Annotated in this window: 13 protein-coding genes; 3 read left to right on the plus strand and 10 right to left on the minus strand. The window is 70.6% G+C overall.

Annotated features, from left to right (window positions below; translation table 11 throughout):
- Nucleotides 1-132: 132 nt before the first annotated feature.
- The 7 genes from FHX32_RS24205 to FHX32_RS24235 form a co-directional block, all read right to left on the minus strand.
- Complete coding sequence (locus FHX32_RS24205; RefSeq protein ID WP_167187570.1) at nt 133-1,122, minus strand: FAD-dependent oxidoreductase; 990 nt, start codon at nt 1,120-1,122, stop codon at nt 133-135.
- The gene (locus tag FHX32_RS24210; protein WP_167187573.1) at nt 1,119-2,216 is read right to left on the minus strand and encodes a fatty acid desaturase; all 1,098 of its coding nucleotides are present in this window, start codon (nt 2,214-2,216) and stop codon (nt 1,119-1,121) included. The genes FHX32_RS24205 and FHX32_RS24210 overlap by 4 nt, the downstream gene beginning before the upstream one ends.
- A 74-nt stretch (nt 2,217-2,290) precedes the next feature.
- On the minus strand, nt 2,291-3,217 hold the full coding sequence (locus tag FHX32_RS24215; protein WP_167187576.1) for a hypothetical protein: 927 nt from the start codon (nt 3,215-3,217) through the stop codon (nt 2,291-2,293).
- A 123-nt stretch (nt 3,218-3,340) separates the two neighbouring features.
- Nucleotides 3,341-4,513, minus strand: coding sequence for an alanine racemase (gene alr, locus FHX32_RS24220; RefSeq protein WP_167187579.1), 1,173 nt, complete (start codon nt 4,511-4,513; stop codon nt 3,341-3,343).
- A gap of 86 nt (nt 4,514-4,599) precedes the next feature.
- Nucleotides 4,600-5,802 carry an aminotransferase class V-fold PLP-dependent enzyme gene (locus tag FHX32_RS24225; RefSeq protein WP_167187583.1) on the minus strand — a complete coding sequence of 401 codons (1,203 nt, stop codon included), beginning with the start codon at nt 5,800-5,802 and terminating at the stop codon, nt 4,600-4,602.
- A 65-nt stretch (nt 5,803-5,867) separates the two neighbouring features.
- Nucleotides 5,868-6,818: a tRNA (adenosine(37)-N6)-dimethylallyltransferase MiaA gene (gene miaA, locus FHX32_RS24230; RefSeq protein WP_167187586.1), complete on the minus strand. Its 951-nt coding sequence runs from the start codon at nt 6,816-6,818 to the stop codon at nt 5,868-5,870.
- Between the two features lie 67 nt (nt 6,819-6,885).
- Nucleotides 6,886-7,602, minus strand: a complete 717-nt coding sequence (locus FHX32_RS24235; protein ID WP_167187589.1) for a class III extradiol dioxygenase subunit B-like domain-containing protein — start codon at nt 7,600-7,602, stop codon at nt 6,886-6,888.
- 201 nt (nt 7,603-7,803) lie between these two features.
- Between FHX32_RS24235 and FHX32_RS24240 the strand changes: the two genes are divergently transcribed.
- A complete protein-coding gene (locus FHX32_RS24240; RefSeq protein WP_167187592.1) occupies nt 7,804-9,012 on the plus strand; it encodes a DUF349 domain-containing protein in 1,209 nt (402 codons plus the stop codon).
- A 184-nt stretch (nt 9,013-9,196) separates the two neighbouring features.
- Here FHX32_RS24240 and miaB read toward each other — a convergent pair whose 3' ends face one another.
- Nucleotides 9,197-10,729, minus strand: coding sequence for a tRNA (N6-isopentenyl adenosine(37)-C2)-methylthiotransferase MiaB (miaB, locus tag FHX32_RS24245; protein ID WP_167187595.1), 1,533 nt, complete (start codon nt 10,727-10,729; stop codon nt 9,197-9,199).
- Between the two features lie 52 nt (nt 10,730-10,781).
- On the opposite strand from miaB, the gene FHX32_RS24250 reads away from it, so the two are divergent.
- The gene (locus tag FHX32_RS24250) at nt 10,782-11,012 is read left to right on the plus strand and encodes a DUF2277 family protein (protein WP_167187598.1); all 231 of its coding nucleotides are present in this window, start codon (nt 10,782-10,784) and stop codon (nt 11,010-11,012) included.
- Nucleotides 11,013-11,053: 41 nt separating this feature from the next.
- Here the strand turns inward: FHX32_RS24250 and FHX32_RS24255 are convergent, their stop codons facing one another.
- Both FHX32_RS24255 and selD read right to left on the minus strand, forming a co-directional pair.
- Complete coding sequence (locus FHX32_RS24255) at nt 11,054-11,533, minus strand: hypothetical protein (protein WP_167187601.1); 480 nt, start codon at nt 11,531-11,533, stop codon at nt 11,054-11,056.
- Nucleotides 11,534-11,753: 220 nt separating this feature from the next.
- Complete coding sequence (gene selD, locus FHX32_RS24260) at nt 11,754-12,743, minus strand: selenide, water dikinase SelD (RefSeq protein ID WP_167187604.1); 990 nt, start codon at nt 12,741-12,743, stop codon at nt 11,754-11,756.
- A gap of 193 nt (nt 12,744-12,936) precedes the next feature.
- On the opposite strand from selD, the gene FHX32_RS24265 reads away from it, so the two are divergent.
- Nucleotides 12,937-13,692: an amino acid ABC transporter ATP-binding protein gene (locus tag FHX32_RS24265; RefSeq protein ID WP_167187607.1), complete on the plus strand. Its 756-nt coding sequence runs from the start codon at nt 12,937-12,939 to the stop codon at nt 13,690-13,692.
- The last annotated feature ends 47 nt before the right edge of the window (nt 13,693-13,739 follow it).

Genomic DNA, 13,739 nt, shown 5'->3' on the forward strand with positions numbered 1-13,739 from the left:
AGCAGCCTCCCGGGCCACCCCAAACCATGATCCACTAATCCATGCCGCAGAAGGCGTACTGCTCACGGCGCGGACATGGTGATCAGCTACACGTGCCGGCGATCCGGCGACTCATGGTGTCCCTGACCCTCGCTACCCTCGACTGCGACTACCGCCGTAACTGGCGTTGCGGTACGTCTCAAGATCGCGCACCAAGCGGGCAACCTCGTACGCACAGCCCCAGGCCAGAGAGACCCCGGCACCGCCGTGCCCGTAGTTGTGGACGCACCATCGTCCGGACTCGAGGCGCTGCGCCTCGAGTCGGACGGTGGGCCGGACGGGCCGGACGCCGACCAGATGGGCCAGGACCGGTGCGGACGTCAGTGCTGGAAAGTAGCGGCCGCACCGCTCGACGATCTCGTCCGCGGCGTCGGTGTCGATGCTGCGATCGTCAACCCCCTCGATTGCGGTCCCCCCGAGCACGACCCGATCGCCGTGCGGGAATATCCCGACGAGCCGGTTGGACGGCCCTACGTCCACCATGAGGAACTCCCGGAGGCCAGGGTTTCCGACCACCACGTGTTGCCCGCGCACGGGTCGCAGGGTCGGATCGCCGACCAGGCTCCCGGCGCCCAGTCCGGTGCAGTTGACCACGACCGTCGCTTCGGGAACGTCGTCGAGGTCGGAGACCGCCATCCGCTGCAGTCGCCCGTTCGCGGCCGTCAACCTGCCCGCCAGGTATGTCAGGTGGGTTGGCATGTCGATGAGCGGAGCGCAATATCGCCACCCGGTCACGGTGCCCATGGGCAACTCGTGCGGCTCGCACAGGCGCCACTGCGGCAACAACCGACTCCACCAGGGTGGGTCAGCCGAGTAGGTGGCAGCCTCGGTCCCGACTCCCATGCGGACGCCCGATCCGGCTTGGCGGGCGAGAGCGCCGAGTGCGGTCAACCCCACACCGCCCCACGCTGCCACGCGGTCCGGCGGGCCAACCCGGTACGGCCCCCAGATCGCCCCGGCGACCGCCGACGTTGTCTCGTCGGGCAGGTCGGCGGCGAGGACGAGCACCGGAGACCCCTGCTCGGCGAGAACGACTGCGGTGGTCAACCCCACGATGCCGGCGCCGAGCACGACGATCGTCATCGGACGATGATCGGATTGAGGGTCACCCCGGTGGTGGCGGACTGCTCCGGGGGCGGCTCGCCGGCCAGGGACCTCCTCAACGTCGCGACCAACGACGACTCGCCGAAGAAGACCCTTGCCGGAGCTGCGGTCGGCAGACCGATCAACCGTTCCGCCGCCGGAAGGTAGTTCCATCGCATCGCCGGATGGACGGAGTGGGCGAAATGGAACAGGTCACCGAAGGGCAACACGGTCAACCGGACCATGGTGCTGAGAATGATCCGCCCGGGATATATCCGGACGCATCGTCGCGACTCGACGTCACGGGGTCGTCCCCGCTGCCCGGCGAAGGCGAACCACTGATGTTCGACCAGCAAGGAGAACCAGGCCATCTGCGGATAGATCACCAGCCGCGCCAGCGCGAGGGCGGCCAGTGCCGGCACGCCTCCGATCAGCAGGGCCACCCCGCACACGGCGGCCACGATAACCAGGCGGCGCCGAGGCGCCTGGGCGGAAAAGCCGTTGCTCCACATCGACTGGACGGTTGCCTGGACGCCGGCCGGGGTGATGGGGAAGAACAATCCTCGACGGAACTCGCTCCCGGTGCAGCCGGGCCTGAAGCCGGCGCGGCTGAGTTCGGCGAGGTTGGGATCGAGCCCGGGCACTGCGGCGTTGGGATGGTGCTGCCGCACATGACTTTCCCGGCGGTTGTCCACCGTTGCGAGTACGAGCGGCCCCTGGGCGCCCACCTCGGCGAGCAGATCACCGAGACGACGGCGCCGACACAGGGATCCGTGCACGCCGAAATGTGACACCTCCTGCAGGTGCCGCGCCTTGACGGCCAGGGCGAGGACCACCACCGGTACGATCAGAGGACCTGGTCGAGTGCAGGCGAGCAGGTAACCGACGATTTCGCTCCAGTGGCCGACGAGCAGAAGGATCGGAGTCACGTCATTGCGGCGGGCCCGCTGCCGGGCAACGAGCTGTCGAATAGAACTGGAACCCGCTCTCTGGCTGATCCGCCACCCGCCGTCAGGCCGCCAGTCACTGAACCACCAACGGTCTATCTGCCGAACCACGATCCCGGCCGACACGAGTACAAGATCCAGCGGCATGCCGTCCTCCAGCAATCGACGGATACCTCTGCACTATCGCATGATGCGGAGAGCCTGGGAATGTCCGCGAACGGTCAGGCCTCCTGAGGTTGAAACTCCAGGCTGGCCCGTGCGGTCGACGGCCGCCAGGTGCCTGCGTCGAGCATGGCGCGCACCGCGGCCTCGTAACGCGCCAAGCGGATCGGAGCCGAGTAGCTGCCCTCGGGAGCCCAGACCGACTCGAACCGGACGGCCCACTTCGCGGCGTACTTGAACGACACGCTGCTGCGGCCGACGCCGTACTTCTCGTCGCCCTGCTCTTCCTCAATCAGGACTGCAGCCATACCCACGACCACGAAGTCCACCGCCTCGTCGGGGCGTAGCCATTCCCGGACCACAAGCCCGCACTGAACCCCCATGGACCGGTGCTGCGAGATCAGTTCCAGCAGGTCCACCGCGAAGGCACGACGGAGGAGGTCGGCATGTCGGCAGATGAATGCCCGCTTGATGATCCCGCCGGAGTCGATGAATCGTCGGTTGACGGCCAGGTACTCGCGCCGCTGACCGAGGATCCGCGGATCGGTGGTGAGATCCGTCGCGAGCACACGCCGGGGCTCACACCCGGTCTCGAGCAGAACCCGGTAGAGCATGACGCTGATGCGCGGCACCTCAGTGGCGTAGACGTGCATCTTTCCGTCGGCGATCTCATCAAAGTCGCTGATCAGGGCGGACTCCAGCTCCTTCCGGATCGCCTCGAAGTACCTGGCGTCGCTCATGCTCTTAGCATTGGCCCGGCGTAGCTGGATGTAGGCACTGCGGATCCAGATCACGTACGCCCACATGCCAGCCAGCACCAGGGTTTCGAGGATCAGCAGGAGATCCTTCACCAGCGAGCGACCCGCCGCCCAGGCGATGAGCGGCACGACCAAGCCCACCAAGCCGAGGGCCGTGTTGAGAAGGGGGGAACTCAGGACACGCGACGCGCCGATCGGCTGTAACGAGCGGTCCCGAGCCACCACCATGCCGCTCCTCGCAGCCAAGCCGATTCCGGGGGCCAAGTGTAGCCAGCGCGGACACGATCCGTGGCCCGGCAAACGCCGGGCCACGGCCGCTGTGGTGAAGCAGAACCCGCCGAGCAGATCCGCTCAGCTCTTGTCCGCGTCGACCGTGGACGCGCGGATATACCGACGCGGAACACGATCGCGGATCCCCGAGACCACGTCGTAGCTGTTGGTGCCCCATCGGGCGGCGAGGTCCTCCGCGGTCAGCCGCCGGCCCCCCTGCTCCCCGATGAGGACGGCGACGTCGCCCACATTGCCGGCCACCTCGGCCGGCACCCGGATCACACACTGGTCCATGAAGACGCTCCCGAGCACCGGGGTCTCGACGCCTCCCAGCAGCACGGTGTTCACACCCACCGGAAATCGCTGGTAGCCATCGGCATAGCCGATGGCCAGCGTGCCCACCGTCTCCTTCGTCTGCGCGACATGCCGCCAGGCGTAACCCACGCCGCGCCCGGCTGGAATCTCTTTGACGTTGGTGAGGGTCGCCTTCCAGCTGAGGACCGGTGCCATGCCCTCGGGCAACGGAGTGAACTCGGACGGCCACAGGCCGTACGCGGCGATGCCAAGCCTCGCCATACCCAAACGGGCGGCCGGTAGCCGCAGGGTTCCGGGCGAGTTGGCGACGTGCAGAAGCGGCGTCAGGCCGAAGCGCTCCGCGATCGAGGCGCATTGGAGGAACTCGTCGAGCTGCTGCTCTGCCGACGCCGTGCTTTTCAGGTCGGCGGAGTGGAAATGAGTGGCCAGGCCGACGATGCTGCTGCGTTGCGCCGGCGTGAGGGACCGTACGAACAGTTCGAAGTCCCAGGGGTCGATGCCGGAGCGGGACATGCCGGTGTCCAGTTCCACGTGGATGTGTGGCTGCCGCCCGAACCGCTCTGCCGCCGTGGCGGCCCGGTCGAACTGATCCTTTCGCCACGCGAGGAAGTGCACTCCACGCGCGACGCAGTAGTCGATCTCGGTATGGTCCAGCGCACACATGATCAGGATGGGGACAGAGATGCCGTCGTTCAGCAACACCTCCGCTTCATGGAGGGTCGCCACGCCAAGCGCCTCCACCCCGGCCGACACCGCCTCGGCGGCCATTCGAGACAGTCCGTGACCGTAGGCGTTCGCCTTGACGACGAGGAGGGTCCGAGTGCCCGCGATCCGCCTCAAATGCCTGAGGTTCGTGCTGAACTGGTCAAGATCAACCTCGCACCACGCCGACCGGTAGAACTCGGCGTCGCACCGCACATCTGACATCTCCACCTTCACTTCGTGCGCACGATATCGGCCGACGCCGCGTCAGACGTCGCCTCGCAGATCGATCCTAGAGGTCGCGGAGGTGGGGAGACGGGCGGTCACAGGGAGCGACCACACTCCGCTACGAGGTCGGCGAACCGACGAATCTCCTCGTCGGTGTTGTAGTAGTGGATCGAGGCGCGCAGGCGGCCCGGATCGCCCGTGCGGAACATCTCGAGCGGAGCATTCTGCGGGCCGGCGAACATCACATTCGCGCCACGCGCCCGTAGCCAGTCCCGGGCCTTGACGAGGTCCTTTCCCACCACGTCGAAGAGGACGATCCCACCGCTCTCGCCACTGCGCCGGTGGACCAACACCCCCGGCACCTCCGACAACGCGATCGACAGTGTCGCGGCCAACTCGCGGATCCTGCCCCACGTCCACGAGCGGTCGAGGGCCAGCAGGTAGTCGATGGCAGCGCCGAGGCCCAGATGCAACGCCCAGTTGCGCTCCCACTGCTCAAGGACGCTGGCGTCCCGGCTCAGTCTTAGGCCGCCATCCTCCTCGACGGCGCCCCCCCTGATGTCAGGACCCAACGGGAGAATCCGGTCCAGAAGCGGACGGCGGACGATGAATCCCCCGGTGCCGCGCGGTGCCCGCAGGTACTTGCGCCCAGTGAAGATGAAGCCGTCGACCTGAGTCGCGGCCAGGTCGATGGGCACGTGGCCGATCGTTTGACAGGCATCAACGAGACACCATGCGCCGTACCGTCTGCTCAGCTCGGAAATCTCAGCGATCGGATTCACTGCGCCGCTCTGGGCGGCCATGTGGGTGGCCGCCACCAGGTCGACGCCCGTCCGCAACACCTCCTCCAACGCGGCCAGATCAATCGCCCCGGAATCGTCCAGCCGAACGGACTGCAGTTGCCACTGGAACCGCTCCCGCCCCTCGATCAACGCGAGGAGGTTGCCACCGTAGATCGACTCGTCAAAGGCGATCCGAGCGCCACGACCGAGCGGTAACGCGTACAGGACCCGACGCCAGGCATCTGTCGCGTTGCCACAGAAGCCAACCTCGTCCTGCTTGACGCCGAGCAGTCGGGCGAGCCCGGAATAGGCGTGCTCCGCTTCGTCGCGGACCTGGTCGGCCGTCTCGTAACCACCGGTCTCGCTCTCCCGGACGAGATAGTCCACCTGCGCCCGCAGCACCGGGGACGGCGGCAGCGAACAGCCGGCGTTGTTGAAGTGGATCACTTTCTCCACTCCGGTAGTGTCGGCGCGGAGAGCCTCAACGGTGACATCATCCTCGGACAAGGGATCCACGCTCCTCAGTCGACGGCGTCCTTATCGTCGCACCGCCGCGCTCGGTCGGACGTACCCGGAAGTGGTCAGAAGGGTGACGACCGGCCAAGGATGGTCAGAGCCCGTTCGGTGAGACCACGGCCGGCCGCGTCCAGCCAGTGGATCCGCGGGTCGCGGCGGAACCAGGAGCGCTGCCGGCGGACGAAGCGCCGGGTCGCCCGGATCGTCTCGTCGTGCGCCCCGGTCTCGGTCAGCTCACCGGCCAGGAAGCGCAGCACCTGCTGGTAGCCGAGCGCCCGGCTGGCCGTACGCCCCTCGGGCAGGCCGCGGCCGATCAGCTCGCGGGTCTCGGCGACCAGGCCGTCGGCCCACATCCGGTCCACCCGCAGGGCGATCCGCTCGTCCAGCAGCGCGGTGTCCAGGTCGACCCCGACCTGCACCGACGCGTAGTACGGCGTCGGCGCGGGCAGCGCGGCGGTGAACGGCGCCCCGGTGATCTCGATCACCTCCAGCGCCCGGACGATCCGCCGGCCGTTGCCGGGCAGGATGCCCGCCGCGGCGGCCGGATCGGCGGCGCGCAGCCGCGCGTACAGCGGCGCCGGGCCGGCCTCGGCCAGTTCCCGCTCCAGCCGTTCGCGGACGGCCGGGTCGGTGCCGGGGAACTCGAACCGCTCGAGCACCGCCCGCACGTACAGCCCGGAACCGCCGACCAGCAGCGGCACCCGGCCCCGGGACAGGATGTCGTCCACCGCCGCCCGGGCCAGCCGCTGGTACTCGGCGACGCTGGCCGGCTCGGTGACCTCCCAGATGTCCAGCAGGTGGTGCGGCACCCCCTCGCGTTCGGCGGGGGTGAGCTTGGCGGTGCCGATGTCCATGCCCCGGTAGAGCTGCATCGAGTCGGCGTTGACCACCTCCCCGTCGAGGGCGTGCGCGAGGGCGATGCTCAGCGCCGACTTGCCGGCCGCGGTCGGCCCGACCACGGCCACCACCGTGCCGGCCGGCGGGCGGCTGCCGCCGGCCTCGACCGGGCCGCTCATGCCGGCCCGCCGCTTCGCCACGTGCCGCCGTGCGGCACGGCCGCGCCGAGCCCGCTGATCCGCTCGCTCACACCGGCTCCCAGCCGGCCACGAAGTAGGCCACGCCGTAGGGCGCGGCGTCGTAGCGCAGTTCGCCGCGCCAGGCGCCACCCGCCGCGCGCACCGCGCCGGCGAGCACCTGCCAGGGGCCGCGCCCGGCGACCTTCAGCTCCGCCGACAGCTCCGGGTCCAGGCCGAGCAGGGCCTCGGCGTCCGCGTCGGCCAGCGCCCGGCCGACCCCCTCGTCGTACGGCTCGGCGCGCGGGTCGTGGTGGCCGGGCGACTTCTCTCCCCGGCAGGCGGACCCGTCCCCCATCACCAGCAGCGCCACCCGGGGGCGGTACCCGTCGACCTGCCGGGCGAGGTCGGCCACCTCATCGGTGGGCGCGTCCGGCGCCACCTGGGCGCCGACGACCCGCACGCCGACCCGGTGGCGGCCGAGCAGCCACGCGCCGACGGTCACGCTCAACGGCAGCACCGGCGGCCCGTCGGGCAGCGCCGGGACCAGCGGCACGGTGCGGTCCACGCCGAACGGGCGGAACGTGCCGACCGCGGGCGGGACGATCCAGCCCGTCTCCGGTCCGGAGCCCAGCACCACCACGCAGTCCGGCCCGGTGGCCAGCAGCCGGGCGACGGCGGCGTCACAGGCGGCCCGGAGGTCGTCCAGCTCACCGGCGGCGGCGCCGGCCACCTCGGGCACGAGCAGGGGCGGATGCGGGCAGACGGCGGCGGCGACCAGTGGCACGGGTCCACGTTAGCGGGATGTCCCGGTGCGTCCCCGCGCCGATCCGGTCATTCGACGGCTAGGACACCGTATGGTCACGGTCGGCGATAGGCGCTCGACGCGGACGGGGGCGGACCTGTGACAATGCCGGGAGAAACTTTGCTGCGCCGTGGCGGCGATCGTGGGACTGCTCCCCGACGCCGGGAGAACGAGGATGGGCACATGAGCGACTGGACTGCCTTCGGACGGGTGGACGCGGACGGCACCGTGTACGTCAAGACCGCCGAGGGTGAGCGGGTGGTCGGTTCCTGGCAGGCGGGAGCACCGGAGGAGGGGCTGGCGCACTTCGCCCGGCGCTTCGCCGACCTGGTGACGGAGGTGGACCTCACCGAGGCCCGGCTCAACTCGGGTGCGGCGGACGCGGGCCACTCGCTGACCACGATCCGCCGGCTGCGTGCCTCGCTGCCCGAGGCGCACGTGGTCGGCGACATCGACGCGCTCGCCGCGCGGCTCGACAAGCTCGCCGCCGTCGCCGAGGAGAAGGCCGGCGAGGCCCGGGCCGCCCGGGACGCCGCCCGCAGCGAGGCGCTGGCCCGCAAGACGGCCCTGGTCGAGGAGGCCGAGAAGATCGCCGCCGAGTCGACCGGCTGGAAGACCGCCGGGGACCGGCTCAAGGAGATCCTCGAGGAGTGGAAGACCATTCGCGGGGTCGACAAGAAGGCCGACGGTGAGCTGTGGAAGCGGTTCGCCGCGGCCCGGGACGGCTTCACCCGCCGGCGCGGCGCCCACTTCGCCTCGCTCGACGCGCAGCGCAAGCAGGCGCAGTCGATCAAGGAGGAGCTGGTCACCGAGGCCGAGAAGCTGAAGGATTCCACCGACTGGGCGACCACCGCCAACCAGCTCAAGGAGCTGATGAACCAGTGGAAGGCCGCGCCGCGCGCCTCGAAGGAGGCCGAGCAGCGGCTCTGGGAACGGTTCCGGGCGGCGCAGGACGAGTTCTTCACCCGGCGCAGCGAGGTCTTCTCGGCGCGAGACAACGAGCAGCGGGCCAACCTGGAGCGCAAGCAGGCCCTGCTCGCCGAGGCCGAGGCGCTGGACGTCGACGGCGACCCCAAGGGCGCCCAGGCGAAGCTGCGCGAGATCCAGGCGCAGTGGCACGAGGCCGGCCGGGTGCCTCGGGAGGCGGCCGCCGGGCTGGAGCGCCGGCTGCGCGCCGTCGACGAGAAGGTCCGCGAGGTGATGGACTCGGCTTGGCGGCGGACCACCAAGGAGGACAACCCGCTGCTCGCCCAGATGCGCGCGCAGGTCGCCGAGGCGGAGGAGCGGCTGGCCCGCGCACAGGCCGCCGGCGACGCCAAGCGGATCCGCGAGGCCGAGCAGGCGCTGGCCTCGAAGCGGCAGTTCCTCCAGCTCGCCGAGCAGTCCGGCTGATCTGAACGATGCGCAGGAGCGCCGGTTCCCGCGCGGGAACCGGCGCTCCTGCGCATCCTGGACCGACCCGGCCCGCCTCGCTCGCGCCGGCCGAGATCGCGCTACAACCAGGATCCAGTGGCCTCAGGTCGCGGTCGAGGGCATTGCATGAAGGTTGCAGCGCGATCTTGCGAGCGGGCGAGGGTCAGTGGGCGGCGCAGCCCGTGGTCGGCGCGGGCGCCGCGGCCGGCGCGCCGATCGTGGGCAGCCCGAGCAGCACCCCGGGCGTACGCGGGGAGCGTCCCGCCTCGGCCGCGTCACCAGCCCGGGTACGCCGGTGCGACAGCGGCTCGCCGTCGGCGTTGAGGTGGTGCGGGGCGGCGTACGTCACGGTGGTGTGCACGATGTCGCCGGGGCGGATCCGCCCGGCGTACGAACCGGCGTCGAAGTGCACCAGCCGGCCGTCCCGGGCCCGGCCGGACATCCGCCCGGTGCGCTCGTCCTTGCGTCCCTCGCCGACGGCGACCAGCACTTCGACGGCCTCTCCGACGAGCTTCTTGTTCTCCGCCCAGGTGATCTCCTCGACGCAGGCGATCAGCCGCTCGTACCGCTCCTGGACGACCTGCTTGGGCAGTTGGCCGTCCATGCTCGCGGCCGGGGTGCCGGGGCGCTTGGAGTACTGGAAGGTGAACGCGGAGGAGAACCGCGCCTCGCGCACCACGTCGAGGGTGCGCTCGAAGTCGGCGTCGGTCTCGCCGGGGAAGCCGACGATGATGTCGGTGGTGATCGCCGCGTCCGGCATCGCCGCCCGCACCTTGGAGATGATGCCGAGGTAGCGCTCGGCCCGGTACGACCGGCGCATCGCCTTCAGCACGTCGTCCGAGCCGGACTGCAACGGCATGTGCAGCGAGTGGCAGACGTTCGGCGTCTCGGCCATCGCCGCGATCACGTCGTCGGTGAAGTCCTTTGGGTGCGGGCTGGTGAACCGGACCCGCTCCAGGCCCTCGATGTCGCCGCAGGCGCGCAGCAGCTCGGCAAAAGCCGACCGGCCGCCACCGCGTGTCCGGTTCGGCTCGCCAGCGTCGCCGAACGCGACGCCGTAGGAGTTGACGTTCTGCCCGAGCAGGGTCACCTCCAGCACGCCCTCGTCGACCAGCGCCCGGACCTCGGAGAGGATGTCGCCGGGGCGGCGGTCCTTCTCCTTGCCGCGCAGGGCGGGCACGATGCAGAACGTGCAGGTGTTGTTGCAGCCCACCGAGATCGACACCCAACCGGCGTACGTCGACTCACGGCGGGTGGGCAGCGTGGAGGGGAAGACGTCGAGGGACTCGAGGATCTCCACCTCGGCGGCGGCGTTGTGCCGGGCCCGCTCCAGCAGCACCGGCAGCGAACCGATGTTGTGCGTGCCGAAGACCACGTCCACCCAGGGGGCCTTGCGGACGATGTCGCCGCGGTCCTTCTGCGCCAGGCAGCCGCCGACGGCGATCTGCATGCCGGGGTGCCGGTCCTTCACGGGGCGCAGATGACCGAGGTTGCCGTAGAGCCGGTTGTCGGCGTTCTCCCGCACCGCGCAGGTGTTGAAGACCACCACGTCCGGGTGCTCGTCGGCCTCGGCGGCGCGCACGTAGCCCGCCTGCTCCAGCAGCCCGGAGATGCGCTCGGAGTCGTGCACGTTCATCTGGCAGCCGTACGTGCGCACCTGGTAGGTGCGCGGGCTGCTCGCCGCTGCGGTAGTCATGACCCGGACAGCGTATCCGGGCCGGGAAGACCGAACCGAACGAGGAGGAGCCGTGTGCCGGAGCATCAAGACCCTGCGTGAGCCGTACGTCGCCGAGGTGACCCCGGCCGACGTCGACGCCGCGGCGTTGCAGTACGTCCGGAAGATCTCCGGGTTCCGCAAGCCGGCCGCGCACAACGCGGCCGCCTTCGACGCGGCGGTGACCGCCGTGGCCGCGGCCACCCGGACCCTGCTGGAGCAGTTGGAGGTCCGGGGCGGGCGGTCCACCGGCTCGGCCCGCTGACCGGCGCGCGATCGGCCGCCCGCCGGTTGGGCGGCGGGCGGTCAGGCCGCGGCGAGCGCGGGCAGCACCGAGTCGGGCGCCCACCGCGAGCGGTGGCACTGGGACCAGCCCCGGCAGCCGGCGTCGGCCTCGGTGCAGAGCCGCTGGTCGCCGAGCACCTCGCCGTCGTCGGTCTCCCGGACGGTGAAGTGCACCGGCCGGATCGTGCCGTCCGGCGCGACGAGCAGGTGCCGGCTGACGTCGAGGGTGTCGTCGCGCAGCAGGCAGTTGCGGTCGAGCAGCCGCGCCAGGGCGGCGACGCTGGCGTGCTCGGGGAGCCGGTCCGGAACCCCGTAGCAGTCCACGATCGTGCCGAACTCGCCCGGCGCCTCCCAGACGTCGCAGATCACCGCGTACGTCGGCAGCCGGGTCGGGTCGGCCACCGCCAGCGGCATCACCACCCGGCCGAGCGCCTCGGCCAGTGCCGGATAGACCTGCACCGGCGCCGCCCGGTCGATTCTCCAGTTCCACAGCTCGGTCATGCCGCCTCCTCGCTGTGCTCGTCCCACCGGCCTCCGGATCGGGCCTTACTGACGATGGTGGGGTGCATTTGACCTCAGCCGGGGGCAAGTTACCGGTCTGTGACCATTCCGGGCAAAATTGACCCGAGCCGCATTGCTCCGGGTGGCCGGAAGATGACAGTTTATCGGGTATGGTGCCGCGCCCGGCGCCACGCCGCGTCGAGTTTCCGACCCGCGCCGCTCACCGGACGACCACCAACTGCTCGCCACGCGGACGCAGTTCGCCGACCACGGTGGCGCCCGGGAGTTCGCCGGCCACCAGCAGCCCGCCGGAGGTCTGCGCGTCGGCCAGCAGCAGCCGGTCGTCATCGCCGACCCGGCCGAAGTCCGTCCACGGGGTCACCCAGTCCAGGTTGCGCCGGCTGCCCCCGCTGACGTACCCGTCGCGCACCGCCTCCCGGGCACCGGCCAGGTAGGGCATCCGGGCCGCGTCGAGGGCGACCGTGAGCCCGCTCGCCCGGGCCAGCTTGGCGGCGTGGCCGAGCAGCCCGAAGCCGGTCACGTCGGTGCCGCAGCGCACGCCGGCGGCCACCGCCGCCCGGGCCGCGTCGCGGTTCAGCGTGGTCATCATGGCCACCGCCTCCGGAAAGCGCTCCCCGGTGTTCTTGTGCCGGGTGTTGAGCACCCCGACGCCGAGCGGCTTGGTCAGCGACAGCGGCAGCCCGGCCCGGCCCGCGTCCAGGGTGATCAGCTCGTCCGGCCGGACCACCCCGGTGACGGCCAGCCCGTACTTGGGGCCGTCGTCGTCCACGCTGTGCCCGCCGGCCAGGTGGCAGCCGGCGTCGCGGGCCACGTCCTGGCCGCCGCGCAGCACCTCCCGGGCCAGCTCCAGCGGCAGCACGTCGCGCGGCCAGCAGAGCAGGTTCAGCGCCACCAGCGGGGTGCCGCCCATCGCGTACACGTCGGAGAGGGCGTTGGTCGCGGCGATCCGGCCCCAGTCGTACGCGTCGTCGACCACCGGGGTGAAGAAGTCCACCGTGCTCACCAGGCCGGTGCGCTCGTCCAGCCGGACCACCGCGGCGTCGTCGCCGTGATCCAGGCCGACGAGCAGCTCGGCCACGCCGGTGGCCGGGCCGAGGTCGGCGACCATCGCCTCCAGCTCCCCGGGCGGGATCTTGCAGGCACATCCGCCGCCACGGGCGTACCGGGTCAGCCGTACCGGTTCGGTCATCCACACATGATCTCCTCGACCCACCCAGGTCGTCACGAGGCGCACCAGGACGGTGATCGAATTCGAACTTCGGGCCGTGATCTCGAATGGTGTTACCGCTCCGTGACCAACTGAGTTGCATTCCGCCACATCCCCCCGCCTACAGTGGCCCAACCGGGGGTCATCCGACCCCGCTGGGGCGACGACAGGGACGGTGGACGACGTGACGACGGGCGAACCGCTCATCGTGCTGGACTCGGTCAACAAGTGGTTCGGGCCGCTGCACGTGCTGGACGACGTCTCACTCTCGGTCGGCAAGGGCGAGGTGGTCGTGGTGATCGGCCCGTCCGGCTCCGGCAAGTCGACGCTCTGCCGCACGATCAACCGGCTGGAGCCGATCAACTCCGGCACCATCACCTTCGACGGGCAGCCGCTGCCGGCCGAGGGCAAGGCGCTGGCGAAGCTGCGCAGCGAGGTCGGCATGGTGTTCCAGTCGTTCAACCTCTTCGCGCACAAGACCATCCTGGAGAACGTCACCCTCGGTCCGATCAAGGTGCGCAAGGAGAAGGCCGCGGCGGCCCGCGAGCGCGCCCTCGCCCTGCTCGACCGGGTCGGCATCGCCAACCAGGCCGACAAGTTCCCGGCCCAGCTCTCCGGTGGTCAGCAGCAGCGGGCGGCGATCGCCCGCGCGCTGGCCATGCAGCCCAAGGCGATGCTCTTCGACGAGCCCACCAGCGCGCTCGACCCGGAGATGGTCGGTGAGGTGCTGGAGGTGATGACCTCGCTGGCCCGCGACGGCATGACCATGGTCGTCGTCACCCACGAGATGGGCTTCGCCCGGCACGCGGCCAACCGGGTCATCTTCATGGCCGACGGCCAACTGGTCGAGGACGCCCCCCCGGCCGAGTTCTTCGGCAACCCGCGCAGCGAGCGGGCCAAGGACTTCCTCTCCAAGATCCTCACGCACTAGGCGTCCGTACCTGGAGCGCGCCGTCCCCCGGCGGCTTCGTCGAAGAA

The organism is Micromonospora sp. CNZ280, from assembly GCF_011759515.1.

Coding starts and splice junctions, on each gene's coding strand:
- miaA (WP_167187586.1), bottom strand. CDS start 6,818: ATGAGCGGCCCGGTCGAGGCCGGCGGCAGCCGCCCGCCGGCCGGCACG.
- miaB (WP_167187595.1), bottom strand. CDS start 10,729: ATGACTACCGCAGCGGCGAGCAGCCCGCGCACCTACCAGGTGCGCACG.
- FHX32_RS24240 (WP_167187592.1), top strand. CDS start 7,804: ATGAGCGACTGGACTGCCTTCGGACGGGTGGACGCGGACGGCACCGTG.
- FHX32_RS24255 (WP_167187601.1), bottom strand. CDS start 11,533: ATGACCGAGCTGTGGAACTGGAGAATCGACCGGGCGGCGCCGGTGCAG.
- FHX32_RS24210 (WP_167187573.1), bottom strand. CDS start 2,216: ATGCCGCTGGATCTTGTACTCGTGTCGGCCGGGATCGTGGTTCGGCAG.
- selD (WP_167187604.1), bottom strand. CDS start 12,743: ATGACCGAACCGGTACGGCTGACCCGGTACGCCCGTGGCGGCGGATGT.
- FHX32_RS24215 (WP_167187576.1), bottom strand. CDS start 3,217: ATGGTGGTGGCTCGGGACCGCTCGTTACAGCCGATCGGCGCGTCGCGT.
- FHX32_RS24205 (WP_167187570.1), bottom strand. CDS start 1,122: ATGACGATCGTCGTGCTCGGCGCCGGCATCGTGGGGTTGACCACCGCA.